Consider the following 26,797-nt stretch of genomic DNA (forward strand, 5'->3'; position numbering starts at 1 on the left):
TTGGCCTCAGCTTAAAGGCCGGCCCATGCCTCCCAGACCGCGCCTCGGCCCAGTGCCGCGCGACGGCCGATCCGGCGCCGGGCCAGCAGCGTCGCCGGCAACCGCGCGCCGACCTCGGCCAGGACCCGGCAGCGCAGGCCGAACCGGAAGTTCGCTGCGGCCGGGCGGCCCGGCCGCAGCGGCAGCACCGCTGTCAACACGGCGAACCGGGCCACCTGGTTCAGCGCGACGCCGCGAGGGGCGCAGCGCAGCAGCATCAGCAGCCGGTTGCGCTCGTTCCAGCGGTGGAACGGCACCGAGCCGGGCTTGCTGCTGACGCCGTGAGCGTGCCGGACCCGGGCGCCGGGCGCCGCGACGACGTCCCAGCCGGCCAGCCGCAGCCGCCACGCCGTGTCGGTGTCCTCGTAATAACAGAAGAACCCCGCCGGGACGCCGCCCACGGCACGCAGGGCGTCGACGCGCAGCAGCGCCGCGCCGCCGCAGAAGCCGAAGACCTCGCCCGTGGGCTCGGTGAGGTCGGCGCCGTGGCCGTCGGCGGTCAGCCGCACCCCGGCGGACTGCACGGTGCCGCCGGGCAGCACGAGCAGCGCCGTCGCGGCGGCGGCCAGCGGCGACTTCTCCAGCGTGTCTTCGAGGGTTTCCAGCCAGCCGGGCTCGGGTTCGGCGTCGTCGTTGAGCCACGCCATCAACGGCGTCTCGAGCTGTTTCACGGCGACGGCGAGCGCGCCCGCGTAGCCGGTGTTGCGGGGGAGCCGCAGCACGCGCGGCTTGCTCGGGTGCGCCGCGAGCAGTGCGGCCGTCCCGTCGTCGGAGGCGTTGTCCACCACGAGCGTCCGATGTGGACGCGTCTGCGCGGCGAGCGCGTCGAGGCAGGCGGTGACGTGCCCGGCGCCCCGCCAGGTCACGACTACCACCGTGGTGGCGGGATTCGGCGTCACGTCCCGCACAATAGCCGCGTGCCCGAACTGGTCGTGCTCGCCGAGCAGCTCCTCGCGCCCGTGCCCGGTGGCACCGGGCGCTACACGGCCGAGCTGCTCCCCGCACTCGCGCGGACCGCGCCGCCGGGCTGGACGGTGTCCAGCGTCGTCGCGCGGCACACCGACGTCGCCGCGGCCGAGCTCGACGGCGTCGAGGGCCCGCGGGTACTGGGGCTCCCGCCGCGGGCGCTGATCGGCGTCTGGCAGCTGGGGATCCCCTGGTGGCCGGGCGGCGACGCGGTGCACGCGCCGACGCCGTTCGCGCCGCCGCGCACCCCGGCCGGGCGGACGCTGAGCGTGACCGTGCACGACACCGTGCCGTGGACCCACCCCGAGACGCTCACCGCGCGCGGCGTCAGCTGGCACCGGTCGATGATCGCGCGGGCCGCGCGCCGCGCGTCCGGGCTGGTCGTGCCGACGCGGGCGGTCGCCGACGAGCTGGCGGTGCTGGTCGACGTCGACGTCCCGGTGCACGTCGTCCCGCACGGCGTGCGCGTCCCGGCGGGGGACGCGCCGCTGGACCTGCCCGCGCGGTACGTGCTGGCCGTCGGCACGATCGAGCCGCGCAAGGGCATCGACGTGCTGATCGACGCCGTCGCCGCGCTGGACGACACGGTGCTCGTGCTCGCCGGGCAGCCGGGCTGGGGCGGCGTCGACCCGGTCGCGCTGGCCGTGGAGCGGGGGTTGCCGCCGGAGCGGCTGCGGGTGCTGGGGAAGGTGCCGGACGCCGAGCTGGCGACCGCGCTGCGCGGGGCGAGCGTGCTGGCCGTGCCGAGCCTCGCCGAGGGCTTCGGGCTGGGCTTGCTGGAGGCGATGGCGGCCGGCGTCCCGGTGGTGCACACCGACGTCCCGGCCCTGGTCGAGGTGGCGGGCGGCGCGGGCGTCACGGTCCCGCGCGGCGACGCGGCGGCCCTGGCGAAAGCCCTGCGCGAGGTGCTCGGTTCACCCGAGCGGGCAGCCGAGCTGACCCGATCGGGGCGTGACCGCGCGAAGTCGTTCACGTGGCGTCGCGCCGCGGAAGCCGTCTGGGCCATCCACCGCCGCGGGCGTAGCTAGCGGGTTTGCCAGTTCCCCACCATGACGCTGCGTCGCCGCCGTACCCTACGGGGGTGAGCGATGATCCCCGGGTCCTGATCGACGCGACCGCGGTGCCCGCGGACCGCGGCGGGGTGGGCCGGTACGTGGATTCGCTCGTCGCCGCGCTGGACGCGGACGGTGCTCGCATCGCCGTCGTCTGCCAGCCGCGGGACCTGCAGCTCTACGATCGGCTGGCGCCGAGGTCACGCATCGTGCCCGCGTCGCCGTCGACGACCACCCGCACCGCGCGGCTGACCTGGGAGCAGGCGACCCTGCCCCGGCTGGTGCGCCGCCTCGGCGCGGACGTCGTCCACTCGCCCCACTACACGATGCCGCTGGCGACGTCGGCCGCTTCGGTCGTCACGCTGCACGACGCGACGTTCTTCACCGACGCCGTCCTGCACTCGTCGGTGAAGGCCCGTTTCTTCCGCGCGTGGACGGCGACGGCGCTGCGCCGCGCGACGCTGTGCGTGGTCCCGTCGGCGGCGACGGCGGCGGAACTGGCCCGCGTCAGCCCGGTGCGGCACGCGTCGGTGGAGGTCATCCACCACGGCGTCGACACGGAGCGTTTCCACCCGCCGTCCCCGGCGGAGGTCCTCGCCGCGCGCACGGCCGTCGGCCTGGGCCGGACGCCGTACGTGGCGTTCCTCGGGGCGCTGGAGCCGCGCAAGAACGTCCCGGCGTTGATCCGCGGCTTCGCCCGCGCGGTAGCCGGGCGGGCTGATGCCCCGGCGCTGGTCCTGGCGGGCCAGCCGGGCTGGGACACGCAGGTGGAGCGCGCACTGGACGCCGTCCCGCACCGCCTGCGCGTGATCCGCGCGGGCTACCTGCCGTTCGGCACGCTGGCGGGCTTCCTGGGCGGGTCGTCGCTGGTGGCGTACCCGTCACTAGGCGAGGGCTTCGGCCTGCCGGTGCTGGAGGCGATGGCGTGCGGCGCCTGCGTCTTGACGACGCGCAGGCTGTCGCTCCCGGAGGTAGGCGGCGACGCGGTCGCGTACTGCGGAGTGGGAGCGGGCGACGTCGCGGCGGCGATCTCGGAACTCCTGGCGGACCCGGGCCGCCGCTCGGAACTGGCGACGGCGGCCCAGCAGCGAGCCAAGGAGTTCTCGTGGGCGACCACCGCGGAACGCCACCGGGAGGCGTACGCCAAGGCCTGGTCCCGCCACCTCCGCACCCGCTGACCGCCTTCGGCGGTGGTAACCTGATGGTGCGAGGTCCCCGTGGGACCGAGTATGAGAGCCCGCAACGCGTCCGGACGGTCGTCTTGCGGGCTTTTCGCTGTTCTCAGACGGTGAGGACTTCGGCGACCAGCGGGTTCGCCCGGCGCCGCCAGTCACCGCCCGCCCCGAAGCACCACGCCACGGCGTCGGAGATCCACAGCAGGGGCTCGGCTGTGGAGTCGACGTGCTCGTAGGTGAGCTCCGTCTTCGACGGCCGGACTCCCAACGCCAGCTGCAAGGTCCGGCGATCGTGACCGTCGCGGTGGTCGCGGGAGTCGAGGACCAGCCGGTGTGCCCGCAACACGAGCAGATCCTCCGCCAAGTGCTCGATGCAACGCTGGCGGGCGGCCTCTTCGGTCTTGGGAGTGCATTCGGCGAGGTAGAGCCGAGCGGAGACCGGCAGCGCCGCGATCCGGTCGATGAGCATCCGGCGGCGAGGTTCCTTCTCCTTCTTGAAATGCAGTTCGCGTGCGCCACGGAGCAGGAGCGGAGTCAACGCGCGCCGGGTTGACGTCAGGTGGGCAGGCTCCACAACAGTCGCGCACAACAGGTAGTTGCCGCCGCGCGCGGACTCGTCGACGAAGGCGTGCACCGTCATCGGGTCATCATGGCGTGGTCGATCATGCGTTCCGCAGTCGGGTGGCTACTTCGAGTGACTTTCGGGAGAGTTCGCTCGCCGAGCGGAACCAGCCAAGGCCTGGTCCCGCCACCTCCGCACCGGCTGACCGCGCGTACCCAGACAGTCGGCTTGCGTACCCAGACGGTCGGCCCGCGTACCTGGAGGGTCGGCTCGTGAACCGACCCTCCAGGTACGCGAGCCGACTGCTCAGGTACGCGAGCCGACTGCTCAGGTACGCGAGCCGACCGTCTGGGTACGCAATCCGCTCCCACCCGCTGAGCCGTGTGATCGAGGGGTCGACTCGCGTGATTCCGGAGCCGACACGCGTGATCAGGGCGACGACACGGCGTGCGCTCCTGACCTCTGGCGTGTCGACCCGTCAAGCACGCGTGTCGACCTCCTGATCACGTGAGCCGGCCCGCTGGCTTCTCTCACCTTGCTCCTGGCCCGGGGCACCCGCTTCACGCTCGGTGACGCGTGGACAATGGCCGGGTGACTGAGGACTCCCGCTATGGCGATGACGTCGGCGTCGTGACCGTGACCTACTTCTCCGAGGACACCATCGAGCGGTTCCTCGACACCCTCGAGAAGGCCACCGAGCGCGAGGTCAAGGTGGTCGTCGCGGACAACGCTTCCGTCGAGGGCGCCCTCGAGGAGGTCACGCGGCCGCGGGCCAACGTGCAGCTGCTCGACATCGGGGAGAACGTCGGTTACGGGACCGCCGCCAACCGCGGGGTCGCCGAGCTCGACGACCGGTACGGCTGGGTCGTCGTCGTGAACCCCGACCTCGAATGGGAGCCCGGCTCGCTCGACGCGCTGCTCGACGTCGCCACGCGGTGGCCGCGCGGGGGTGCGTTCGGGCCGCTGATCCACGACCTCGACGGCACCGTCTACCCGTCGGCGCGGCTGCTGCCCTCGTTCGGCCGGGGCATCGGGCACGCCGCGTTCGCCAAGGTCTGGCCGGCCAACCCGTGGACCAGGCAGTACCGGCAGGAGACCGGCACGCCGGTCGAGCGCGTCGCGGGCTGGCTGTCCGGCTCGTGCCAGCTGCTGCGCCGGGAGGCGTTCGACTCCGTCAGCGGCTTCGACACGCGCTACTTCATGTACTTCGAGGACGTCGACCTCGGCGACCGGCTGGCCAAGGCGGGCTGGCAGAACGTCTACGCGCCGTCGGCGAGCGTGATGCACGAAGGCGGGCACTCGACGTCGCAGGCGTCGGAGAAGATGCTGAAGGCACACCACGACAGCGCGTACCGCTACCTCGCCGACCGTCACCGGGGCCTCGCCTGGAAGCCGGTCCTGGCCGCCGTGAAGCTCGGCCTCAAGCTCCGGCTGAAGCTCGAGACCCGCTAGATCCCGTCGAGCCGGCGGGACAGGTCGGACCGGCCGTTGTTCTGCGTCACCGTCGGCACCAGGCCGGTGTCCTCCGGATCGGGCTCCTTCAGCGGGCTCGTGATCGGCTCGGCCTGGGGCCGGCGCGCGAGCGGCGTCGTGACCGGGGTCTTCAACGGCGTCGTCGGCGACGGCGTGCTCAGCGGCGTGGTCACCTGCTGGCGCCGCGCGCCCGCGCCGCTGGCGACGCCCGTGGCGCCGGAGGCCTCCAGCCGCCGGGTCGGCGACTTGCCGGCCAGCGGGTGGTCGTTCTCCTCGATCAGCGACGCCGGCAGCTGCGTGGTCGTGTCCGGGTCCTGGCTTCTGTCGAGGCCGTCGATGGCGGCACGCGGTATCTGCTGCGTGTTCGAGGCGTCCATGGGCGAAATGGCGCTGTCCGGTGTCACCACGAACACACCACGCGCCTGGGCTCGTGCGAGCAGGGCGTCCGCCCGATCGCGGGGGTCCATCCCCTCGGCCTCCCGACTGACCCGGGGCCCTCTGGGGAAAGGCCCGCTAGTTTCCTGTCTAGGGTAGGCCCTCCGGGCGACCTCCGTCAGGGTTTCCCGCGGCTTGTCGCTCAGCGGTGCGTGATACAGGAGGAGATTTCCGTGACGTCCGAGGTCCGAACCGGCGCTGTCGACGCCGTCGTGCTGGTCGGGGGCAAAGGCACCCGGCTGCGGCCGCTCACCCTGTCGGCGCCGAAGCCGATGCTCCCGACAGCCGGGACGCCCTACCTGAGCCACCTGTTCTCCCGCATCCGCGAGGCCGGGATCAGGCACGTCGTGCTGGGGACGAGCTACCGGGCGGAGGTGTTCGAGGAGTACTTCGGCGACGGCGAGGCGATCGGGCTGGAGCTGGAGTACGTCGTCGAGGAGGAACCGCTCGACACGGCGGGCGCCATCCGTAACGTCTACGACAAGCTGCGCGCCGACCACGTGATCGTCTTCAACGGCGACATCATCTCCGGCTCGGACCTCGGCGAGCAGCTGCGCGTGCACCACGACACCGGCGCCGACGTCACGCTGCACCTGCAGCGCGTCCCGGACCCGAGCCGCTTCGGCTCGGTGCCCACCGACGAAACCGGGCGGGTGCAGGCCTTCCTCGAGAAGACGCCGGACCCGCCGACCGACCAGATCAACGCCGGCTGCTACGTCTTCCGCCGCCCGGTGATCGAGTCGATCCCGACCGGGCGCCGCGTCTCGGTGGAGCGCGAGACGTTCCCCGGCCTGCTGGAGCAGGGCGCGCACATCCACGGGTTCGTCGACGCGTCCTACTGGCTGGACGTCGGCACGCCGGAAGCGTTCGTCCGCGGCTCGGCCGACCTGGTGCGGGGCATCGCGCCGACGTCGGCGCTGCCCGGCCGGACCGGCGAGTTCCTGGTCCTCGACGGCGCTTCCGTGGCCGAGGACGCCGAGCTGTCCGGTGGTTCGACCATCGGCGTCGCGGCCGTCGTCGGTTCGGGCGCGCGGATCGACGGCTCGGTCCTGTTCGACGGCGCGGCCGTCTCCGAAGGCGCGATCGTCGAGAACTCGGTGCTCGGGCACGGCGCGCGGGTCGGCGCCGGCGCGGTGCTGCGCGGCGTGGTGGTGGGCGACGGCGCGTCCGTCGGTGCCGGCTGCGAGCTGCTCGACGGGGCCCGGATCTGGCCCGACGTCGTGCTCCCCGACGGTTCCGTCCGCTTCTCGAGCGACGCGTAGCCGATGTTCTGGCGTCCCGCGTTCGAGGTCGACCTGGGCCGGGTCCTGGGGCCGCTGACGCGTGGGCGCGGGTCGCTCAACATCTTCACCGACGAGCGCGGCGTCACCTGGCTGGCGTCGAACACGCCGGACGGCCCCGGCACGCTCGCCCTGCGCAAGCTGGGTGACGGCCGGATCGAGGCCGCCGCGTGGGGTGCCGGGGCGGACCGGCTGCTCACCGGCGTCCCGGCGCTGCTCGGCGCGGACGACGACGACAGCGGGTTCGTCGCGCACCACGACGTCGTCGCGCGGGCCCGGCGGGAGAACCCCGGCCTGCGGCTCGGCGCGACCGGGTTCGTGTGGGACTGGCTGGTGCTCGCCGTGCTGGAGCAGAAGGTGACCGGCAAGGAGGCGATCCGGTCGTGGGCGGAGCTGTGCCGCCGGTTCGGTGAGCGGGCGCCCGGGCCGGCTCCGGACCGCCTGCGCGTGCCGCCGACGCCGGTGGCGCTGCGGTCGCTGCACGACTGGCACTGGCACCGCGCGGGCGTCGACATCAAGCGGCGGACGGCGCTGCTCAACGCCGCCCGCGTGGCGCACCACCTGGAACGGGCGGTGGAGCTGCGCGGCCGCGAAGGCCGGCTGCTGCTGCGGCACGTGCCGGGCATCGGCGTCTGGACGGCTGCGGAGATCGCGCAGCGCGCGTGGGGCGACCCGGACGCGGTGAGCTTCGGGGACTACAACATCCCGTCGATGGTGGGCCACGCGCTGCTGGGCGCGAAGCTCGACGACGAGGGGATGGCGGAGCTGCTGGCGCCGTACGCACCGCAACGGCAGCGCGCGGTCCGCTACCTGGAAGCGGCCGGCCACCGCCGCCCGCGCTTCGGCCCGCGCATCGAACTACGCGAATACCGCGCCATGTGAGGACCCCCGGATGTCCTGAAGGGCACCCTCAGGGACGTAAAAGCCCTGAGGGTGCCCTTCAGGACATCCGGAAAGCCGTGAAGGCCTCCTTCCCGGCTCTTATGGCCGGTAAGGAGGCCTTCACGGCTTGTCCTACTGCTGCGGGGGGTAGCCGCCCTGCTGGGGCGGGTACGGCGGCGGCTGCTGGCCGGGGTAGCCCTGCTGCGGCGGGTAGTCCGGCTGCTGGGGCGGGTAACCCGGTTGCTGCGGGGGATAACCCGGCTGCTGGCCCGGGTAGCCCTGCTGGGGCGGGTAGCCCGGTTGCTGCGGCGGGTAGCCCGGGAACTGCTGCGGCGGGTACGGCGGCTGCTTCGGCTTCGAGACGTTGATCACGACGATCACGACCGCCGCGATGCCCCCGAGCACCACCAGCAGGATCAACAGCATCAGCACGGTCACGGGTCAGCCGCTCCCTTCGTCGAGCGCGGCGCGGACGATCGACAGCGCCTCGGTTGCGTCCAGGCCGAGCCTACGGGTGACCGCCGCGTACTCGGCCGCGGCCTGCTGGGCCCGGCGGCGCGTCTGGTCGCCGGACGCGCCGACGAAACTGCCCGCGCGGCCGCGGGTTTCGATCAGCCCGGCCTCTTCCAGCTCCCGGTAGGCCCGCGCGACGGTGTTCGGCGCGATGCCGAGGTCGACCGCCAGCTGCCGCACCGTGGGCAGCTTCGTGCCGACGGCCAGCGAGCGGTCGTTGATCCGCGCCGCGAGCCCGGCACGCACCTGCTCGAACGGCGGCACCGGGGACGCGCTGTCGAAGGGGACGATCGGGCTCACCAGCTCTGCGGCCCCGTTCCCGGACCGGGCGGCGGTTGCTGCGGCGGGTAGTAGCCCTGCTGAGCCGGCGGCGGCCCCGGCGGCACCGGCGCGAAGCCCGGCTGCTGCTGCGGGAATCCCTGCGACGGCGACGGGAACCCGGCTTGCTGCTGCGGGAATCCTTGCGACGGCTGCGGAACGCCCGGCTGCGGGAACCCCTGCGACGGCGGCGGCCCCTGCGGTGCCGGCGCGAAGCCGCCCGGCTGCGAGAAGCTCTGCGACGGCGGCGCGAAACCCTGCTGCGGCGGGAAGTTCGCGGCGGGGAACTGCCCGCCGGCGCGCATGGCCTCGGTCCGCCGCATCTTCGACACCCGCACCGCGACGACGATCACGAACACGATGATCGCGAGGATCAGCAGGCCGACGACGATGTAGCCGAACACCCCGCTGCCGCTGCCGCCACCGGAGTGGATGTGCACCCGCTCGGGGAACTGCGTAGCCATGTGGTCCTCCCTCTCCCGGCTCCAGGCTAGTGCCCGGCACCGACAGAAACGGCCGCTTTCACCAGATCGGCGAGATCCTCGGAGCCGGCCGGGAGCGCGTCCACCGGCCACCACCGCAGGTCGTCGGACTCGTCGCTGCGCACCGGCTCCGCACCCGGCGGCGCGTGCACGGCGTACCGGACGTCGAAGTGCCGCGTCGGCACCCCGAGCGAGCAGGTGATCGGGTGGACGTCCAGGTGCACCGGCGCGTCCCCGATCCGCAGGCCGGACACGCCGGACTCCTCGGTCGCCTCCCGCAGCGCCGCGTCGGCCAACGACACGTCGGACGGTTCGCAGTGCCCGCCGAGCTGCAGCCACCGGCCGACGCGCGGGTGCAGCGTGAGCAGCACCCGCGTGCCGGTGTGGTCCAGCAGCACCGCGGACGCCGTCAGGTGCCCGGCCTCGCACGACCGGCGGCACGTGTCGTCCCGCGCCGCGAGGAAGCCGAGGAACGCCTGGCGCAGCGACTCCTGGGACGCGTCCGGAGGCGTCCACGAACCCAGCGTCGCGACGGCTTCGGCGTGCAGGCTCACAGCTCCAGCAGCCCGTCACCCGGCGCGGCCGCTCCCCGCGGGGCCGGCTCGGCCAGCGGGATGCCGATCGCGACCGAGCCCAGCGGCTGCCAGCGCTCGTCCAGGCCGAGGACGTCGCGGACGACGTCGGCGGCGAAGATCGTCGACCCGATCCAGCACGAGCCGAGGCCTTCGGCGGCGAGCGCGACCAGCAGGCCCTGCACCGCGGCCCCGCCGGCGACGGTGAACATCGTCTTCTCGCAGTCGTTGCGACGGGCGTCGGGGTAGGTGTGCGCGCCGTCCGGCACCAGGAACGGGATGACGATTTCCGGGGCTCGGTAAAGGATGTCGCCGCGGCTGAGCCGCTTCTCGACCTGCTCCGGGGTGAATTCGTCGCCGTTGAGGTCCGCCTGCCACGATTCGCGCATCGCGTCGAGCAGCTCCTTGCGCTTCGCGCCGTCGCGCAGCCAGACGAACCGCACCGGGTGCGTGTGGTGCGGCGCGGGCGCGGTCAGCGCGGAGCCGACGGCTCGCCGGATCGACGTCGGCGAGACCGGTTCGTCGCTGAACTGCCGCACCGACCGCCGGACCGGCACGGCTTCCCGGCGGCCCTGCGCGATGGCTTCGTTGGTGCCCAGCCGGAAGAGGTCCTCTTCGAGCGGCCGGATGAGCGTCCGCGCGGTCGAACCGTCGTCGAAGAGGTCCAGACCGCGGACGACGGCGACCGGCGTCCCGCCCAGCTTGCCCTTGACCAGGTCCGCGGCCGATGCGAGCTCGTCGGCGATCGCGACCTCGGTGACGGCCAGCTCGTTGCCCTGGCCGTCGATCGTGCCCCGGTAGGCGTGCAGCACGCGCAGCCCGGACGCGCCGATGGCGTTGTCGGTCTGCCCGACCCGCCAGGCGCGGCCCATGGTGTCGGTGACGACCACGGCGACCTCGACGCCGAGCCGTTCGCGCAGCCCGTTGCGCAGGGCCAGCGCGGACGCGTCCGGGTCGGCGGGCAGCAGCGCGACCTCGTCACCGGCCACATTGGACGCGTCGATGCCGGACGCCGCCTGCACGATGCCCAGCGGGTTCTCGGTGATCACCGTGCGGGCGATCCGCGCGACGATCCGGACGGCTTGCTGCTCGACGAGCTTGCGGCGGGCGGCGTCGCGGGCCTCGGGCTCGGTGGGCACGCGGACGAGCCTGCCCTCGGCCTTCGAGACGATCTTGCTGGTCACGACCACGACGTCGCCCGAGCGCAGCCAGGGCGCGGCGGTGACGATCGCGCCGGTCAGGTCGTCGCCCGGGCGGAACTCGGGCAGCCCGGTGACGGGCAGGATCTCCAGCTTCGGGGAAGCGTGGTCGGCGGTGTTACTCAACAGGGGCTCCAGCGAGTTCGAGAGCGGCGCGGGCCATCGCCGCGGTCGCGTCCACATCGGACATCAGCAGCGGCACGTCGCGGACGGTCACGCCCGGCACGTCGGCGGTCTCGCCTTCGGCGATCAGCCAGCCGTCGAGCACGCCGTCGTCCTTGCGCGAGCCGTAGTGCCGGCCCACCGCCTCGGCCGACGTCTCGACGCCGATCGCGGTCAGGCAGGCGTCGGCCATCCCGCGCAACGCCTTGCCGCCGATGATCGGGGACACCCCGACCACACCGGCGGACGTCTTGCGCAGCGCCTCCCGGATCCCCGGCACGCCGAGGGTGGTGCCGACCGACACCACCGGGTTCGACGGCGCGAACAGCACGGCGTCGGCGCCCGCGATGGCTTCGAGCACGCCGGGCGCGGGCTTGGCCTCGTCGGTGCCGACGGCGACGATCGAGTGCGCCTTCGGCTCGGCGCGGTAGCGCACCCACCACTCCTGGAAGTGGATGGCCTTCTGCTGGCCGTCCTGGTCCGGGTCGTCGATCACGACGTGCGTCTCGACGCGGTCGTCCGACATCGGCAGCAGCCGGACGCCGGGCTGCCAGCGGTCGCACAGGGCCTCGGTCACCGCGGAGAGCGGGTAGCCCGCGCGCAGCATCCGGGACCGGATCAGGTGGGTGGCGATGTCCTTGTCGCCGAGCCCGAACCAGTCCGGGTCGGCGCCGTAGGCCGCCAGCTCCTCCTTGACCACCCAGGTCTCGCCCGAGTGCCCCCAGCCGCGTTCCTTGTCGATCCCGCCGCCCAGGGTGTACATGCAGGTGTCGAGGTCCGGGCAGATCCGCAGGCCGTGCATCCAGACGTCGTCGCCGGTGTTGACCAGCGCCGTCACCTCGTGCGGCGACTCGCTCGCGCCCTCCGGCGCCATGCCCAGTGCTGCCTTGACTCCCAGCAGGAAACGGGCCCCGCCCACTCCGCCGACCATCACCACGATCTTCACGACGTCGAATCTTCCTCTCCCTCGATGCGCGAGCCGGGTGCGGGCACCCAGTAGCGGTATCGGTGGTGCGGGGCGTACCCGAGCCCCGCGTAGAGCGCGAGCGCGCCCTCGTTGCCTTCCGCGACCTGCAACACCGCACGGCCGGCCCCGTGTTCCACGCCCCAGGCACCCAGCGCCGCCATCAGCGCGGACGCGAGCCCGCGGCGCCGGAAGGCCGGGGCGACCTCGAGCCGGCCGACGTGCAGCCAGCCGTCGACCAGCGCGCCGCGGACGACACCCGCCGTGATGCCGTCGAGCGTCGCGACGCCGTAGCCGACCTTGCCGCCGGTCAGGACCTGCCGCGCGGCGGGGGAGTCCTCGCCGGGCCCGAGCGTCAGCTCCCACCAGGCGTCCGACGGCTCATCCGTCACTTTCACGTGAAAGTGACCACCTGGGGGCGGCACTTTCACGTGAAAGTGCCGCTCCGGCGCCAGCGGCGCGGTGAGGACGACGACCTCGTGGCCACGGCGGTGGCCCTTCGCCTCGACCCAGCCCTCGGCGACGATCGCGTGCTCGTTCGGGCTGTCGCGGACCACCTGCGCCATCGGCGGGATCCCCCGATCGTGGGCGAAGTCACACACCGCGTCCAGGGCCTCGCGGACCGGCCGCCCGGCGTCCCCGACGGCCAGGACACTGTTCGCACGGCCGGTGAAGCCGCCGGCCCAGCGGAGCACCCACTCGCCGAGCTGCGCCTCGGCCAGCGGGGGCCAGGCCCGGCTGCAGCGGATCTCAAGCATTTCGGGAGCATTCACGGCTAGATTGTCCCTGAGGCGGCGAACCGATTTCCGAAGGAGGCCGGGTGCGATGGGCGTCCAGCGCAAGGACGAACGGCACAAGGAAGAGCTGGTCGACGACATCTCCGAGGGCTTCAACCGCGCTGTCGGCGCGAAGGAGGACGAAGAGGGTGCGCCCGCCAAGCCCAAGTTCGTGATCACCGGCGATGCCCGCGCCGTCCCGCCCAAGCGCCGCCGCGACCGTTGATCCCCGCCATACCCCGAGTATGGCTAAGGGTTGCCTCACCATCCCGACCGGTGGCCGTGCCGCGTAATGTCGGCGGCGACTGGCTGTTGGCAGAGAAAAGCAGGAGTGCGCAGTGACCTACGTGATCGCCGAGCCCTGCGTCGACTTGCTCGACAAGGCGTGTATCGACGAGTGCCCCGTGGACTGCATCTACGAGGGCGAACGGATGCTGTATATCCACCCGGACGAGTGCGTCGACTGCGGCGCCTGCGAACCGGTCTGCCCGGTCGAGGCGATCTACTACGAGGACGACGTCCCGGACGGCTGGTCGGACTACACCAAGGCCAACGTCGACTTCTTCGACGAGCTGGGCTCGCCGGGCGGCGCGTCGAAGGTCGGCAAGACGGCCCACGACCCCGCCTTCGTCAAGGCGCTGCCCCCTCAGCCCCAGGGCGAATGAGCCGCGTCGCGCTGCCCGACTTCCCCTGGGATTCGCTCGCCGAGGTCAAGGCCACGGCGCAGGCGCATCCCGGCGGGGTCGTCGACCTCTCGATCGGCACACCCGTCGACCCGGTCCCGGCCGGCATCCGTGACGCCCTGGCGTCGGTCTCGGAGATCCCCGGGTACCCGACGACCCACGGCATCCCGGCGCTGCGCGCGGCGGCCATCGCCGCGCTCGGCCGCCGCCACGGGGTCACCGGCATCGAGGCCGGCGCCGTGCTGCCGACGATCGGGTCCAAGGAAGCCGTCGCCTGGCTGCCGCGGCTGCTCGGCTTCGGCGAGGGCGACCTCGTCGTCATCCCGGAGCTGGCCTACCCGACCTACGAGGTCGGGGCGCTGCTCGCGGGCGCGTCGATCCTGCGGTCCGACGGCTTGACGGCGCTGGGCCCGCAGCGTCCGGCGATGATCTGGCTGAACTCGCCGTCCAACCCGACCGGTCGCGTGTTGCCGGTCGAGCACCTGCGCAAGGTCGTCGAGTGGGCGCGCGAGCGCGACGTCGTCGTGGTGTCCGACGAGTGCTACCTGGCGCTCGGCTGGGAGACCGAACCGCTGTCGGTGCTGCACCCGGACGTCTCCGGCGGCAGCACCGAGGGCCTGATCGCGGTGCACTCGCTGTCGAAGTCGGCGAACCTGGCCAGCTACCGCGCCGGGTTCCTGACCGGTGACCCCCGGCTGATCGCGCAGCTGCTGGAGATCCGCAAGCACGCGGGCATGATCGTGCCGCGCCCGGTCCAGGAGGCGATGGTCGCCGCCCTGACCGACGACGAGGCCCTGGCCGCACAACGCGAACGCTACGCCCGCCGCCGGCTGGCACTGCGGAAGGCGTTGCAGGACAACGGCTTCCGCGTCGACCACTCCGAGGCCGGCCTGTACCTCTGGGCCACCCGGGACGAGGACGCGCACGCGACGGTGGCGTGGCTCGCCGACCGCGGCATCCTGGTCGCGCCGGGCACGTTCTACGGCCCGACCGGCCGCCGCCACGTCCGCGTCGCGCTGACGGCGACCGACGAGCGCATCGACGCGGCTGTCGAGCGCCTGAGCGCCTAGTAGTCGCGGCCGGTGAAACCCCGGTAGACGAACCGGGTGAGGGCCTCGACCGCCTCTTCGTCGGTCGGTGGGGTCCAGCCGGTGGGGGCCGGGTCGAGCAGCCACATCTGCGCGAAACTGTCGACCAGCCGGTACATCATCACGATGCTCAGGTCCAGCCGCGCCGGTAGTCGCATGCCCGCGGCCGTGATGTGCTCGAGGTGGCCGTTGAGGTCCGCCGCCTGGGTGGCGTCGAAGCCGGCGAGGGTGCGGGCGAACGCGTCGTTCACCAGCGCCGCCTGGCCGAGGGCGCGCATCGTCGACGCGTGCTCCTTGTAGAACTCCCAGTACTGCGCCACGTGCCAGCGCACGGCGGCCGGGTCGCTGAAGTCCGAGAGGTGGCCCTCGGTCAGCGCGCTCTCGTCGCCTGAGGTCGCGATGTCGGCCAGGAGCGCTTCGAGCAGCTCTTCCTTGCTGGCGAAGTGGTTGTAGAACGATCCCGCCGCGCGTCCGGCCTCCGCCGTGATGTCGGTGATCTTGGTGTTCAGGTAGCCCTTGTGCGCGAACACGCGCCGGGCCGCCGCCTTCAGCGCGGCCTCGGTCTCCGCGGCCTTCTCCTTGCGGTTCACCGCCACCTCCTTGACGCGGGACGCTAGCAGTGCCATTCTGAATCTAGATTCACTGAATTTCAATTCACTGGGAGGATGACATGGACACCACGGTGCTGATCGCGGGGGCGGGGCCGACCGGGCTGACGCTGGGCATCGAACTGGCGCGGCGCGACGTCGCCGTGCGGATCATCGACAAGGCCGAGACGTTCTTCGTCGGCTCACGCGGCGACGGCCTGCAGCCGCGCACCCTGGAGGTCTTCGAGGACCTCGGCGTGCTCGACGCCGTGCTCGCGCAGGGTGCCGCGCCGGTGCCGATGAAGATCCACCTCGGCGGCGAGGTCGTCGGCGAACGGATGATGTTCGACCCGGTCGAGCCGACGCCGGCGAAGCCGTACCCGACCGGCTGGTTCCTCGGCCAGTCGCAGACCGAGGGCATCCTGCGCGACCGGCTCGCCGAGTTCGGCGTCCGCGTCGAGCTGGCCACCGCGCTGACCGGCTTCGAGCAGGACGCCGACGGCGTCACGGCCACGCTGAGCACGGGCGAGACGGTCCGCGCGGCCTACCTGGTCGGGGCGGACGGCGGCAAGAGCCTCGTGCGCAAGGCGCTGGGGATCGCCTTCGAGGGCAGCACGGACGAGTCGATCCGGATGCTGCTCGGCGACGTCCGGGCCGAAGGCCTCGACCGCGGTTACGGCCACTGGTTCGCGACGCCGGAGAACCCGATGAGCGGCATGATGTTCAGCCCGCTGCCGGGCACGCCGCACTTCCAGTTCGGCTCGCCGCTCGGCGACGGCGACGTGGACGTCGAGACGGCGCTGCCCGCGGTCCAGGCCCGCCTCGACGCGCTGACCGGTGGCGGCGTCGTGCTGTCCGACCTGGCCTGGTCGACGGTCTGGCGGCCGAACATCCGGCTCGCGGCGCGCTTCCGCGACGGCCGGGTCTTCCTGGCCGGCGACGCGGCGCACGTCCACCCGCCGACCGGCGGCCAGGGCCTCAACACCGGCGTCCAGGACGGCTACAACCTCGGCTGGAAGCTCGCCGACGGCTCCCCGGAGCTGCTCGACAGCTACGAGGTGGAGCGCCGGACCGTCGCGGCGCGGGTGCTGGGCGTCTCGACGGGGCTGCTGCAGAAGTACAAGGACGGCGACGAGGACGCCCACAAGCGCGGCGAGGACACCCAGCAGCTGGACATCACCTACCGCGGCGGCCCGCTGTCCCCGGCCGGCACCGGCGCGCTGCAGCCGGGCGACCGCGCCCCGGACGCCCCGCTGACCGACGCCAACGGCAAGCGCGTCCGGCTGTTCGAGCTGTTCCGCGGCCCGCACGCGACGGAGCTGTCCTTCGGCGACGGCCCCGGGTCCGGCCTGCGGATCCTCCCGAAGGGGAGCGTCGCGACGGGTGCGGACCTGGTCGACGACGGCGGCCACGCCTACGCGGCGTACGAGGCCGAGGGCGGCCGGACGGTGCTGGTGCGGCCGGACGGGTACATCTGGTCGGTCTCGTGAGTGCGTAACAGTGTTAGAACACTGTTACGCACTCACGACGGCTTGTGCGGCGGCGTCGACGGCTTCCCAGGAGGCCCGCCAGGTCGCGCGGGCCTCGGCGCGGCGGGTCAGTTCGCGCTCGGCGATGCGGCCGGCCACGAAGCCGATCGCGCTGTCGCCGGTGTCCAGGACCGTGCGCATGCGCTCGGCCGCGAGCACCGCGTCCTGGTGGTCGCCCAGCACCGTCTGGAAGTCCTTCGTGGCCGTCAGCAGCGCCTTGATCCGCTTGGCCTGCTTCTTCTTCGCCGACGTCTGGGCCAGCTCGGCGGCGTACCGCAGCTTCTTGCCGTGGATGCGCAGGGCGTGCAGGTCGTCGTCCGGCGGGTCGGCCGGCAGCGCGCGCACGGCCTTGGCGAGCTTGCGGTGCGGCTTGGCCAGCCCGGCGATCAGGTCGCGCTGCGGAACGTCCACAGTGGACGGCGCCGCCCGCGTCAGCAGGCTGACCTCGCGCAGCAGCGTCGAGTACCGGGCGCTGGACAGGGCCCGGGTGAGCCGCCCCTTCGCCGTCGCGCGTTCGGTGACGAACCGGGACACGAGCTGCCGGCCGGCGGGCTGGTCGCGGACCTCGAAGTCGGCGATGACCTCGCGCAGGTGCTCGATCAGGACGTCGTGGTCGCGCACCTCGCCGAGCGACTGGCCGAGCCAGCCCAGCTCGGCCCGCACCGGCTCGGCGCCGTCACCGACCAGCTCACCCGAGAGCTTGAGCACGCTGCGCATCCGCCGCAGGGCGACGCGCATCTGATGCAGGTCCTCGGGGTCGGCGCCGGAGCGCGTGCCGGGCTCGTGCGCGAGCAGCGCGCGGATCTCCCGGTCGAGCTTCGCGCGCACGTGGTGGACCGCCGGATCGGCCGGCCGCGCCTCGACCGGGACGTCGGGCAGCCCCAGCTCGGCCGGGGTGTGGGGCAACGATTCGGTGGTCACCAGATGAATGGTAGGTGAACAACCCGACGTCACCCAATAAGCCGTGAAGGCCTCCTTACCGGCTGTAATCGCCGGTAAGGGGGCCTTCACGGACTGTCTCAGTTGGCGTGCAGCATCGCGTTCAGCTCGACGCCGGAGCCCGCGCGCGCGACGACCTCGACCGCGCCGGTACCGGAGTTGCGCCGGAAGACCGCGTTCGAGACGCCGTTGAGCTCGCGCGCCTTGACGACCTTGCCGTCGACGAGGACCTTCGTGCCCGCCGTGACGTACAGCCCGGCTTCGACGACCGTGTCGTCGCCCAGGGAGATGCCGATGCCGCCGTTCGCGCCGATCAGGCAGCGCTCGCCCAGCGAGATCGTCTCCTTGCCGCCGCCCGAGAGCGTCCCCATGATCGACGCGCCGCCGCCGACGTCGGAGCCGTCGCCGACCACCACGCCGGCCGAGATCCGGCCCTCGACCATGGACGCGCCGAGCGTGCCGGCGTTGAAGTTGACGAAGCCCTCGTGCATCACGGTCGTGCCGCTCGCCAGGTGGGCGCCGAGGCGGACGCGGTCCGCGTCACCGATCCGGACGCCGGCGGGCATCACGTAGTCGACCATCCGCGGGAACTTGTCGACGCTGTAGACGGTCACCGCGCCGCGCGCCCGCAGCCGCAGCCGGGTCGCCTCGAAGCCCTCGACCGGGCACGGGCCGTGGTTGGTCCACACGACGTTCGCCAGCAGGCCGAACAGGCCGTCGAGGTTCTGGCCGTGCGGGCGCACCAGGCGGTGCGAGAGCAGGTGCAGCCGCAGGTAGACGTCGTGGGTGCCGGCCGGCGCGTCGGCCAGCTTGCCGATCGTGGTGCGGACGGCGACGACCTCGACCCCGCGGTCGGTGTCCGGGCCCAGCAGCGCCGCGGCGGCCTCGCCGAGCACCTCGGTGGCCTCTTCGACGCTCAGGACGTCGGTGCCGGAGGTGTCTGACGTGCCGGACGCGCCGGTCTCGGTCAGCTTGGGCTGCGGGAACCAGGTGTCGAGGACCGTCCCGTCGGTCGCGACGGTGGCCAGCCCGACGCCGGTGGCGCCGGTCGTTTCGGGGTTCGGGGTCTGCTCGCTCACGGCCCCAACCGTAGTGGAGTGACCTGGGTCAACCCTCTGTGGGCCGGGCGTCGACCTGCTTCTTCAGCCCCGAAAGGGCGGCGGCGATGTCGACCAGCGCCTGCGTGCAGGGCCCGCCCGGGTCCGCGACCGTGGTGCAGCCGGTGCTCCGGAACGTGCCGACGGCCCGTTCGAGCCCGGCCGCCTCGGTGACCAGCTGCGGGTCCTTGTCGCCGGCGCGCTTGCGGGCCGAGCCGGGGACGCTGCCGAGCTCCGTGACGTACTTCTCGCAGCCCTTCGGCAGCTGGGTCCGCGGGCTGGCGTAACACTGGTCGGCGGTCAGCGCGTCCAGCTTCGTCGGGAGCGCGTCCGGCCCGGGTTCGCCGCCCTGCTTGGGCGTCGGGCCGGCCTCGCTGCCACAGCCGGACAGGAGCAGGACCAGCAACGCGCCGCCCACGGCGACCGGGAACCTAACCACGCACCCACGGTAGCCCTGCCGGTAGCGTGCCGGTCATGAGCCTCGACCTGCACGCCGACCCCGTCGACCTCACCGCCGCCCTGGTGGACGTCTTCAGCGTCTCCGGCAGCGAAGCGGAACTCGCGACCTTGGTGCAGGAAGCGCTGTCGAAGCAGGCTCCGCACCTCGAGGTCGTCCGCAACGGTGACGCCGTCCTGGCGCGGACCCACCTCGGCCGCGGCTCGCGGGTCGTGCTCGCCGGGCACCTGGACACCGTGCCGGAGAACGGCAACCGGCCGTCACGGCGCGAGGGCAGCGGCGACGACGAGACCCTGCACGGCCTCGGCACGGTCGACATGAAGAGCGGCGACGCGGTGTTCCTGCACCTCGCCGCGACGCTCCCGGAGCCGAAGCACGACATCACGTTCGTCTTCTACGACAACGAAGAGATCGAAGCGGTCAAGAACGGCCTCGGCCGGATCGAGCGCGAGCTGCCGGAGTGGCTGGCCGGGGACCTGGCGATCGTCGGCGAGCCGTCGAACGGCGTCATCGAGGCCGGCTGCCAGGGCACCATGCGCGTCGAGCTGCGCTTCACCGGCACCCGCGCGCACACGGCGCGGGCGTGGATGGGGGAGAACGCGATCCACGCGCTCGCCGAGCCGCTGCGCCGGCTGGCGGAGTACGAGCCGCGCATCGTCGACATCGACGGCCTGACCTACCGCGAGGGCCTGCAGGCGACGGCGATCCGCGGCGGCGTCGCCGGGAACGTCGTGCCGGACGAAGCCGTACTGACGGTGAACCACCGCTTCGCCCCGGACCGCGACCCGGCGGCGGCGGAGAAGCACCTGCGCGAGGTCTTCGCGGGCTTCGAACTGTCCGTTGTGGACCTTTCGCCGGGTGCCCTGCCGGGCCTGTCCGCCCCGGCGGCGGCCGAGCTGGTCGCGGCGGCGGGCGGCCGGGCGGCGGCGAAGCTGGGCTGGACCGACGTCGCGCGCTTCGCGGCCCTGGGCATGCCGGCGGTGAACTTCGGCCCGGGCGACCCGACGCTGGCCCACACCCAGCAGGAGAACGTCCGCACGGCGGAGATCCGGCAGGTCGCCGACGTGCTGCGCAAGTTCCTGGGCTGAGTGTCGGGCGTCACACCCGAAGGCCCTGAACTGCGGTGAAGCTCTACAGTCGCGCGAGCTTGCAACCTTTCCCCGGTGCGAGCCGTATCCACTGGTGACACCGCCTGTTGGGGAGGACCCATGCCGAAAACCGCCGCGAGACGGGCCGCGGCCGTCGCCGTGCTCGCCCTGGCGGTCGTCGGTGCCGTGACCGCCTGTGAAGGCCAGCCCGTCGCGGCGCCCGCGGCCGGGCCCGTGGTCATGGCCATCGCGGACGCGACGTCCGTGCCGCCCCCGCCCGCCGAACTGCCCGCGCAGCAGCCGCCAACGCAGGCCCAGGCGCAGAACGTCCTGATCACGTTCCCGCAGACCGGGTCGGGGCAGTGGATGTTCACCCCGGGCAGCGACCAGGTGGCCGGGACGCAAGGCCGGCTGATGCGGTACCGGATCGCGCTGGAGACCGACATCGACGGCGTCGGGCCCGCCGAGTTCGCGAAGGACATCCGGACGATCCTCGGCGACCCGCGCGGCTGGACCGGCGGCGGCGAGTGGCGGCTGCAGCAGGTCGGCCCGGACGACAGCGCCGACTTCACGATCTACCTGGCCACCCCGGCCAGCCGCGACCGGCTCTGCGGCGGCACCGCGGACGGCTACACGTCGTGCCGCAACGGCAGCAACGTCGTGCTCAACGTCGCCCGCTGGGCCAACGCCGTCCCGAACTACGGCGCCCCGCTCGCGTTGTACCGCCAGTACATGGTCACGCACGAGACCGGGCACCGGCTGGGCCAGGGCCACGAACTGTGCCCCGGCACGGGAAAGCCGGCGCCGGTGATGGAGCAGCAGACGCTCGGCCTGCACGGCTGCGTCCCGAACCCCTGGCCCTTCCCGAACGGCCGCTCCTACTCGGGCCCCTCGGGCGAGTACAACGACCCCATCCCCGCCGGCGACTCCTGAAAGCCGTGAAGGCCTCCTTACCGGCCATAAGAGCCGGTAAGGAGGCCTTCACGGCTTGGGATCAGCGGCCCTGCAGGGACTTGACGTTGTTGCCGAAGGTCCAGGCCTTCGAGCCGTCCCAGTTCAGGGACCACGTCATCAGGCCCTTCAGGCTCGGGATCGCGCGCCACGCCTGGGAAACCAGGCTCGTCGACATGTAGCCGCCGCCCGCGCCGGGCTGGGCGGGCAGGCCCGGGACCTGCTTGTCGTAGGGCACCTTGATCGTGGTGCCCTGGACGACCAGGCCCTGGTTGAGGCAGTTGGTCTGCGCGGTGAAGCCCTGGACCGTGCCGGCCTGGTACGAGTCGCCGGCGCAGCCGTACATCGAGCCGTTGTAGTACTGCATGTTCAGCCACCACAGGCGGCCGTTGTCCGCGTACTTCTTGACGATCGGCAGGTACGCGCCCCAGATCGAGCCGTACGTGATGCTGCCGCCGGTGACGTAAGCGGTCTCCGGCGCCATCGTCAGCCCGAAGTTCGACGGCATCTGCGCGAGCACGCCGTCGATGATGCGGATCAGGTTGGACTGCGACGCCGAGAGCGTCTTGATGTTGCCGCTGCCGGTGAGGCCGGTCTCGATGTCGATGTCTATGCCGTCGAAGTTGTACGCCTTCAGGATCGGCACGATCGTGGCGACGAACTTGTCGGCCACGGCCGACGACGAGAGGTCGATCCCGGCCGCCGCGCCGCCGATGGACATCAGGAGCGTCGAGCCGGCGGCCTTGGCGGCGCACATCTCGGCGGGCGTGGAGACCTTGACGCCGGCGTCCATCCCGTTCTCCCACAGCACCGTGCCGTCGGAGCGGATCACCGGGAACGCGGCGTTGATGACGTTGTAACCGTGCTGCGCGATGCGGCTGTCGGTGATGGGCACCCAGCCCAGTCCGGGGTGGACGCCGTTCGCGGCGCCGTCCCAGTTCTCCCAATAGCCTTGCAGGACCTTGCCCGCGGGACGCGACTTCACCGCGCACGTGTCGGCCTGCACCGCCCCCTGCGCGGGGGCCGACACGAGCAGCGGGACAGCCAGCGCTGCCGCCAGAAGGGTTCCGAAAAAGCGGGTTCTCCGACCGGGCATACCGGCTCCCATCTTCGATGAAGCGAACGCGGCGTGTCCGCTCAAGATAGGTGCCGCCGGGAACCGCTGACTACCGACGATCGGGTGGTCTAGACAAATTACCGGGGGTGGCGCTTTCACGTGAAAGTGCCACCCCCGGTCGTTCCGAGGGTCAGACGGTCAGCGTCCAGGAGGACAGGTAACCGGTGTCGGCCGGGCCGACGTCACGCAGCTGCAGCTTCCACGCGCCGTTCGCGGCCTCCGAAGCGGCGTTGACGGTGTAGGTGGTGTCGAGGTTCGCCGTCGAGTCGCTGCTGGAGCTCTTCAGGCGGTACGACGAACCATCGGGGGCGACCAGGTCGATGACCAGGTCACCGCGGTAGGTGTGGGTGATGTGCACCTCGACCTTGGTGGTGCCGGACGCGTTGCGCGCGCAGCCGCCGACGGTCGCGGTGCTGCTCACCGCGGCACCCGGGTAGTCCGGGATGTTCAGCCGGGTCCCGTTGGTGACCGGCGCGCACGACGACGTACTGCCGACACCCAGCGAGAACGCCGCCGTGTGGTCGACGCTCGCGCCGTCGGCCGTCACGGTGATCGGGAACGTCCCGGTCGGGGTGCTGGACGTCGTCGCGATGGTCAGCGTCGAGGAGCCGCCCGACTGCACGGTGGCCGGGCTGAACGACGCCGTCGCGCCCGCGGGCAGGCCGGACGCCGTCAGCGCGATCGACTGGGCCGAGCCCGACGTCGTCGTGGTGCTCACGGCGACCTGGAGCGACTGTCCGGGTTGGACGGTCCCGGCCGTCGGGTTCAGGCTCACCGAGAAGTCGTTGCCCTGCGGCGCGGCGACGGCCAGCTTCCACAGCGCGTACCCGATGGCGTCGGAGTTCTTCTCCAGCGGCGCGTCCGGGATGTTCGACGTCGTGTCGCACGCGCGGTGGTAGCAGTTGTCGAACGCCGCACCCGCGGTGCCGCCCCACTTCTGGGCCTGCGCCGAGCTCTTGATGTCGCCGGCGCCGGTGGCCAGGCCGCCGACCGGGATGCCCGCGCTCTTGAACGACGCGTGGTCGGACCGGCCGTCACCCTCGCTGTCGCCCTCGGTCTGGATGCCGATCGAGGAGAAGTACTCGTCGAAGATCGCCTTGACCGAAGCGACGTCGTCGTAGACGAAGTAACCCCAGTTCTTGGAGCCGATCATGTCGAAGTTGAGGTAGGTCTTGATCTTCGTGCGCTCGGCGCTGGGCAGGTTGTTGACGTAGTACTTCGAGCCGACCAGGCCGGACTCCTCGTCGGCCCACCAGGCGAAGCGGACGCGCTTGGCCATCGCCGGGTTGGTGCGGGCCAGCGTCAGCGCGGTCTCGAGGATCGACGCGCTGCCGGAGCCGTTGTCGTTGATGCCGGGCCCGGCGCTGACGCTGTCGAGGTGCGCGCCGAGCATGATGACCTGGCTCGCGTCGCCCTGCGGCCACTCCGCGATCAGGTTCTGCGACTGCCCGATGCAGCTGCTGCAGGTCTGCCGGGTCGTCGTGTACCCGGCGTTCTTCAGCAGGTTTTCCACGTAGGTCACGGAAGCCGCGTACCCGGCGCCGCGCGGGGAGCGCGTGCCGCCGTTGTTGTTCGCGATGGTCTGCAGCTGGTTGAGGTGGGTCTTGATGTTGGCCAGCGAGATGTCCGGCGCCGCGAGCGTCGTGACCGGTGCGGCTGTAGCCGCAGGCGCGGTCACGACCCCTAACACAGCGGCCAGGGCGGTGACCCCGGCGCCGAGCTTCGTCTTCCACTTCATGGCGGTGAGTTCCTTCGGTGAGGGAGGGGGACAGCCGTGAAGGACTCCTTACCGGCTCTTAAGGCCGGTAAGGAGTCCTTCACGGACTTGGGACTAGACGGTCAACGTCCAGGAGGACAGGTAACCGGTGTCGGCCGGGCCGACGTCGCGGATCTGGAGCTTCCACGCACCGTTCGCGACCTCCGAAGAGGCGTTGACGGTGTAGGTCGTGTTGATGTTGGGCGTCGAGGAGGAGCTGGAGTTCTTCAGCCGGTACGACGAGCCGTCCGGCGCGATGAGGTCGAGGACCAGGTCACCGCTGTAGGTGTGGGTGATGTGCACCTCGACCTTGGTGGTCGACGACGCGTTGCGCGCGCAGCCGGCCACGGTGCTGGTGCTGCTGACCGCGGCACCCGGGTAGTCCGGGATGTTCAGCCGCGTCCCGTTGGTCACCGGCGCGCACGACCCGGTGGTACCGACGGTGAGCGAGAACGAAGCCGTGTGGTCGGTGCTGGCCCCGTCCGCGGTGATGGTGATCGGGAAGCTGCCGGTCGGGGTGGACGACGTCGTCGCGATGGTCAGCGTCGACGAACCGCCGGACTGCACGGTGGCCGGGCTGAACGTCGCGGTCGCGCCGGCGGGCAGGCCGGACGCGGACAGCGTGATCGACTGCGCCGCGCCGGAGGTGATCGCGGTGCTGACGGTCGTGGTGGCCGAGCCGCCCGGCTGCACGGAACCCGAAGCCGGGTTCAGCGCGACGGAGAAGTCCGGCCCGCCGCCGGTGCACGAGGCCGGCTCACCGGTCGCGGCGGTGACGGAGACGGCGTCCCACGCGGCCTTGGTGGTGTTGTACTCGGTGCAGCTACCCGGGTAGAGCGCGATCGCGGCTTCGAGGGTCGCCTTGCGGGCGGCCTTGTGGTTCCACGACGACGTCTTCTTCAGCAGGCCGTTGTAGAAGATCTTGCCGGCCTTCTGGATGCCGAGCCCGGTGACCGACGAGCTGTTGCAGGTCGGGCTGTTCGGCTTGCCGCCACCGGGCGCGGAGCCCTCGGCGAGCAGGTAGAACCAGTGGTTCTGCGGGCCGGCCGCCGCGTGCACCTCGGTGCTCGGGATCGACGACGAGTAGCAGTTCGGGTCGCCGACCAGCGACGGCTGGTACATGTAGCGGATCGGGCCCTGGCCGACCAGGTTGACGCCTTCGCCGACCTGGTAGTCCGGGACGTCCTTCGGGTTGTTGGCGTACGCCTCGGTCAGCGCGCCGAAGATGTCACCGGTCGACTCGTTCATCCCGCCGTTCTCGTTGCCGGAACCGGCACCGCCCGGGGTGAACTGGAAGACGCCGTGGCCGAACTCGTGGCCGACGACGTCCATCGAGGTGGCCTGGCGCTGGTTGTCCTGCGAGTGCCCGAAGTGGGTCGAGGAACCGTTCCAGTAGGCGTTGACGTCGGCGAGGCCGACCGAAGCCGGGTAGCCGGTGCCGCTGCCGTTGATGCCGTTGCGGCCCAGCCACTCGCTGAGCATCTTCCACTCGGTCTGCACGCTGTAGAGGACGTCGACGCAGCCGGTTTCGAGGTCCGTGCCGGTGCCGTTGCCCCACGCGTTGTCGGGGCCGCTGTAGACGGAGCCGCCCTCGCGGCCGCAGCTGATGCCGGTGCGGCCCGGGTCGCGCATCGTGTAGGTGCTGCCGGACTGCGTGGTGTCGATCGAGACGTTGCCGACGTAGTAGCTGTTGCCGGTGCCGGCGACGTTCACCGTGCCCGGCTGGGCCTGGGTCTTCGCGCCGGAGGAGAACGTCTTGACGTCGTCCCGCTTGTCGAGGATCGCGCCGGTGGCGGCGTCGACGAACACGTGCAGGTTGCTCGGCGCGCTCGCGGTGCGCCCGGCGACGACGACCTCGTAGGCCAGCTTCGGCGTCGCCCCGGCCAGCACGACCTTCTCCGGCGTGCTCACACTGTCCACAGTGGCCAGTTGGGCGCGCGCGGTGGCGGCGGCCTTGGCGGCGTCGAGCCCGGCCTGGGTCCCGACGGTGATCGCCGCGGTCTCGGCCGCGCTGGTGCCGCGGACGCGCCCGGCGCCGTCGGCCACGACCACCGCGTCCCCGCCCACGACCCGCAGGCCCTGGTAGGTCCGCTGGTAGGCGCCGTAGAAGAGGCCACCGCCGCCGGCGGTCAGGCCGACGCGCTGGAACGCTTCGGCCGGGCCGCGCTTGAGGGCGTCGAGGCCGCTCGCGGCGGCCTGGTCGGCGGCCCGGGCGGCCGCCGCTTCGGGAGCGGCGGGTTGTGCTTGCTGAGCCGCGTTCGCCGGGGTCACCGGCAACGCGAGCGTCATGGCGAGCCCGGCGGCGGCCGCCAAGCCCGTTCTGAACCCACGATGGGTCATCGAGGTGTTTCCTTCCATGCAGGCACGACGGTTCGCCCGGGCACGCGAAAACAGGGCGACCGGATCAGGGGGTACGGGGAACGTGTCCGGGGGCCTAACTGCAGGTATGCGTCCGGACGCATCCGAGTAAAGGATCAGGGGCCGGGGGCGTCAATGGGCCGAACGGACCAACGGCGCGTTCCGGATTCATGGGTCAATTCGTACAAACCCGCCTGCAACTGGGGATTCTTCCCGGCGGGTGCCCCGGAACGACTTTCGTAGGGATTGTCCCGGACACCATCCGAACGCCGGATGGGTGTCGATCACCGAGAATCG

At 72.2% G+C, this 26,797-nt stretch carries 28 protein-coding genes; 11 read left to right on the top strand and 17 right to left on the bottom strand.

Annotation, left to right across the window (positions count from 1 at the left end; genetic code table 11):
* Positions 1–11: 11 nt before the first annotated feature.
* Positions 12–947, bottom strand: a complete 936-nt coding sequence (locus OHS58_RS42555; protein WP_328646053.1) for a glycosyltransferase family 2 protein — start codon at positions 945–947, stop codon at positions 12–14.
* 9 nt (positions 948–956) lie between these two features.
* On the opposite strand from OHS58_RS42555, the gene OHS58_RS42560 reads away from it, so the two are divergent.
* Together OHS58_RS42560 and OHS58_RS42565 are read left to right on the top strand one after the other, a co-directional pair.
* The gene (locus OHS58_RS42560; RefSeq protein WP_328646054.1) at positions 957–2,033 is read left to right on the top strand and encodes a glycosyltransferase family 4 protein; all 1,077 of its coding nucleotides are present in this window, start codon (positions 957–959) and stop codon (positions 2,031–2,033) included.
* A gap of 53 nt (positions 2,034–2,086) precedes the next feature.
* Positions 2,087–3,235 carry a glycosyltransferase family 4 protein gene (locus OHS58_RS42565; protein WP_326946267.1) on the top strand — a complete coding sequence of 383 codons (1,149 nt, stop codon included), beginning with the start codon at positions 2,087–2,089 and terminating at the stop codon, positions 3,233–3,235.
* Between the two features lie 103 nt (positions 3,236–3,338).
* Here the strand turns inward: OHS58_RS42565 and OHS58_RS42570 are convergent, their stop codons facing one another.
* Positions 3,339–3,872: a hypothetical protein gene (locus OHS58_RS42570; protein ID WP_328646055.1), complete on the bottom strand. Its 534-nt coding sequence runs from the start codon at positions 3,870–3,872 to the stop codon at positions 3,339–3,341.
* 513 nt (positions 3,873–4,385) lie between these two features.
* Here OHS58_RS42570 and OHS58_RS42575 point away from each other — a divergent pair.
* The gene (locus OHS58_RS42575) at positions 4,386–5,246 is read left to right on the top strand and encodes a glycosyltransferase family 2 protein (RefSeq protein ID WP_326955883.1); all 861 of its coding nucleotides are present in this window, start codon (positions 4,386–4,388) and stop codon (positions 5,244–5,246) included.
* On the opposite strand, the gene OHS58_RS42580 is transcribed toward OHS58_RS42575, so the two are convergent.
* A complete protein-coding gene (locus OHS58_RS42580; RefSeq protein ID WP_328646056.1) occupies positions 5,243–5,734 on the bottom strand; it encodes a hypothetical protein in 492 nt (163 codons plus the stop codon). The genes OHS58_RS42575 and OHS58_RS42580 overlap by 4 nt on opposite strands.
* Before the next feature lie 141 nt (positions 5,735–5,875).
* Between OHS58_RS42580 and OHS58_RS42585 the strand changes: the two genes are divergently transcribed.
* Together OHS58_RS42585 and OHS58_RS42590 are read left to right on the top strand one after the other, a co-directional pair.
* Positions 5,876–6,964, top strand: a complete 1,089-nt coding sequence (locus OHS58_RS42585; protein WP_326946271.1) for an NDP-sugar synthase — start codon at positions 5,876–5,878, stop codon at positions 6,962–6,964.
* Positions 6,965–6,967: 3 nt separating this feature from the next.
* A complete protein-coding gene (locus OHS58_RS42590; RefSeq protein WP_328646057.1) occupies positions 6,968–7,864 on the top strand; it encodes a DNA-3-methyladenine glycosylase family protein in 897 nt (298 codons plus the stop codon).
* 132 nt (positions 7,865–7,996) lie between these two features.
* On the opposite strand, the gene OHS58_RS42595 is transcribed toward OHS58_RS42590, so the two are convergent.
* Genes OHS58_RS42595 through OHS58_RS42625 form a run of 7 tightly spaced genes read right to left on the bottom strand, consistent with a single transcriptional unit; the run spans position 7,997 to position 12,832 of the window.
* On the bottom strand, positions 7,997–8,302 hold the full coding sequence (locus OHS58_RS42595; RefSeq protein WP_328646058.1) for a hypothetical protein: 306 nt from the start codon (positions 8,300–8,302) through the stop codon (positions 7,997–7,999).
* A 3-nt stretch (positions 8,303–8,305) separates the two neighbouring features.
* A complete protein-coding gene (locus tag OHS58_RS42600; RefSeq protein WP_247060967.1) occupies positions 8,306–8,677 on the bottom strand; it encodes a GntR family transcriptional regulator in 372 nt (123 codons plus the stop codon).
* Entirely contained in the window at positions 8,674–9,159 is a 486-nt protein-coding gene (locus OHS58_RS42605; protein WP_328646059.1) for a hypothetical protein, read from the bottom strand. Before OHS58_RS42605 ends, OHS58_RS42600 begins: the two co-directional genes overlap by 4 nt.
* Before the next feature lie 26 nt (positions 9,160–9,185).
* Positions 9,186–9,731 carry an NUDIX hydrolase gene (locus OHS58_RS42610; protein ID WP_326946275.1) on the bottom strand — a complete coding sequence of 182 codons (546 nt, stop codon included), beginning with the start codon at positions 9,729–9,731 and terminating at the stop codon, positions 9,186–9,188.
* Positions 9,728–11,074: a coenzyme F420-0:L-glutamate ligase gene (locus tag OHS58_RS42615; RefSeq protein ID WP_328646060.1), complete on the bottom strand. Its 1,347-nt coding sequence runs from the start codon at positions 11,072–11,074 to the stop codon at positions 9,728–9,730. The genes OHS58_RS42610 and OHS58_RS42615 overlap by 4 nt, the downstream gene beginning before the upstream one ends.
* Positions 11,067–12,056, bottom strand: coding sequence for a 2-phospho-L-lactate transferase (gene cofD, locus OHS58_RS42620; protein ID WP_328646061.1), 990 nt, complete (start codon positions 12,054–12,056; stop codon positions 11,067–11,069). Before cofD ends, OHS58_RS42615 begins: the two co-directional genes overlap by 8 nt.
* A complete protein-coding gene (locus OHS58_RS42625) occupies positions 12,053–12,832 on the bottom strand; it encodes a GNAT family N-acetyltransferase (protein WP_328646062.1) in 780 nt (259 codons plus the stop codon). Before OHS58_RS42625 ends, cofD begins: the two co-directional genes overlap by 4 nt.
* Before the next feature lie 67 nt (positions 12,833–12,899).
* Between OHS58_RS42625 and OHS58_RS42630 the strand changes: the two genes are divergently transcribed.
* The 3 genes from OHS58_RS42630 to dapC all read left to right on the top strand — a co-directional run bounded on the left by OHS58_RS42630 (position 12,900) and on the right by dapC (position 14,603).
* Positions 12,900–13,076, top strand: coding sequence for a hypothetical protein (locus OHS58_RS42630; RefSeq protein WP_247060972.1), 177 nt, complete (start codon positions 12,900–12,902; stop codon positions 13,074–13,076).
* A gap of 112 nt (positions 13,077–13,188) precedes the next feature.
* Positions 13,189–13,515 (top strand): ferredoxin, encoded by a 327-nt coding sequence (fdxA, locus tag OHS58_RS42635; RefSeq protein WP_247060974.1) that lies wholly within the window; start codon positions 13,189–13,191, stop codon positions 13,513–13,515.
* Complete coding sequence (gene dapC / locus OHS58_RS42640; RefSeq protein WP_326955876.1) at positions 13,512–14,603, top strand: succinyldiaminopimelate transaminase; 1,092 nt, start codon at positions 13,512–13,514, stop codon at positions 14,601–14,603. Before fdxA ends, dapC begins: the two co-directional genes overlap by 4 nt.
* Here the strand turns inward: dapC and OHS58_RS42645 are convergent.
* The gene (locus tag OHS58_RS42645; protein ID WP_328646063.1) at positions 14,600–15,247 is read right to left on the bottom strand and encodes a TetR/AcrR family transcriptional regulator; all 648 of its coding nucleotides are present in this window, start codon (positions 15,245–15,247) and stop codon (positions 14,600–14,602) included. The genes dapC and OHS58_RS42645 overlap by 4 nt on opposite strands.
* A gap of 44 nt (positions 15,248–15,291) precedes the next feature.
* On the opposite strand from OHS58_RS42645, the gene OHS58_RS42650 reads away from it, so the two are divergent.
* On the top strand, positions 15,292–16,698 hold the full coding sequence (locus OHS58_RS42650) for an FAD-dependent monooxygenase (protein ID WP_328646064.1): 1,407 nt from the start codon (positions 15,292–15,294) through the stop codon (positions 16,696–16,698).
* A 24-nt stretch (positions 16,699–16,722) separates the two neighbouring features.
* Here the strand turns inward: OHS58_RS42650 and OHS58_RS42655 are convergent, their stop codons facing one another.
* The 3 genes from OHS58_RS42655 to OHS58_RS42665 all read right to left on the bottom strand — a co-directional run bounded on the left by OHS58_RS42655 (position 16,723) and on the right by OHS58_RS42665 (position 19,191).
* The gene (locus OHS58_RS42655; RefSeq protein ID WP_328646065.1) at positions 16,723–17,658 is read right to left on the bottom strand and encodes a CHAD domain-containing protein; all 936 of its coding nucleotides are present in this window, start codon (positions 17,656–17,658) and stop codon (positions 16,723–16,725) included.
* A gap of 98 nt (positions 17,659–17,756) precedes the next feature.
* On the bottom strand, positions 17,757–18,755 hold the full coding sequence (dapD, locus tag OHS58_RS42660; RefSeq protein WP_328646066.1) for a 2,3,4,5-tetrahydropyridine-2,6-dicarboxylate N-succinyltransferase: 999 nt from the start codon (positions 18,753–18,755) through the stop codon (positions 17,757–17,759).
* 28 nt (positions 18,756–18,783) lie between these two features.
* Complete coding sequence (locus OHS58_RS42665; RefSeq protein WP_326959895.1) at positions 18,784–19,191, bottom strand: hypothetical protein; 408 nt, start codon at positions 19,189–19,191, stop codon at positions 18,784–18,786.
* A gap of 56 nt (positions 19,192–19,247) precedes the next feature.
* Between OHS58_RS42665 and dapE the strand changes: the two genes are divergently transcribed.
* Positions 19,248–20,318: a succinyl-diaminopimelate desuccinylase gene (gene dapE / locus OHS58_RS42670; protein ID WP_328646067.1), complete on the top strand. Its 1,071-nt coding sequence runs from the start codon at positions 19,248–19,250 to the stop codon at positions 20,316–20,318.
* Positions 20,319–20,438: 120 nt separating this feature from the next.
* A complete protein-coding gene (locus OHS58_RS42675) occupies positions 20,439–21,251 on the top strand; it encodes a DUF3152 domain-containing protein (protein ID WP_328646068.1) in 813 nt (270 codons plus the stop codon).
* A 61-nt stretch (positions 21,252–21,312) separates the two neighbouring features.
* Here OHS58_RS42675 and OHS58_RS42680 read toward each other — a convergent pair whose 3' ends face one another.
* The 3 genes from OHS58_RS42680 to OHS58_RS42690 all read right to left on the bottom strand — a co-directional run bounded on the left by OHS58_RS42680 (position 21,313) and on the right by OHS58_RS42690 (position 26,482).
* Positions 21,313–22,365 carry a chitinase gene (locus OHS58_RS42680; RefSeq protein ID WP_326946286.1) on the bottom strand — a complete coding sequence of 351 codons (1,053 nt, stop codon included), beginning with the start codon at positions 22,363–22,365 and terminating at the stop codon, positions 21,313–21,315.
* A 151-nt stretch (positions 22,366–22,516) separates the two neighbouring features.
* On the bottom strand, positions 22,517–24,124 hold the full coding sequence (locus OHS58_RS42685; RefSeq protein ID WP_328646069.1) for a M28 family peptidase: 1,608 nt from the start codon (positions 24,122–24,124) through the stop codon (positions 22,517–22,519).
* Between the two features lie 93 nt (positions 24,125–24,217).
* Positions 24,218–26,482: a M4 family metallopeptidase gene (locus OHS58_RS42690; protein ID WP_328646070.1), complete on the bottom strand. Its 2,265-nt coding sequence runs from the start codon at positions 26,480–26,482 to the stop codon at positions 24,218–24,220.
* Positions 26,483–26,797 lie beyond the last annotated feature (315 nt).

The sequence above is a fragment of the Amycolatopsis sp. NBC_00348 genome (assembly GCF_036114655.1).
Lineage (GTDB): Bacteria > Actinomycetota > Actinomycetes > Mycobacteriales > Pseudonocardiaceae > Amycolatopsis.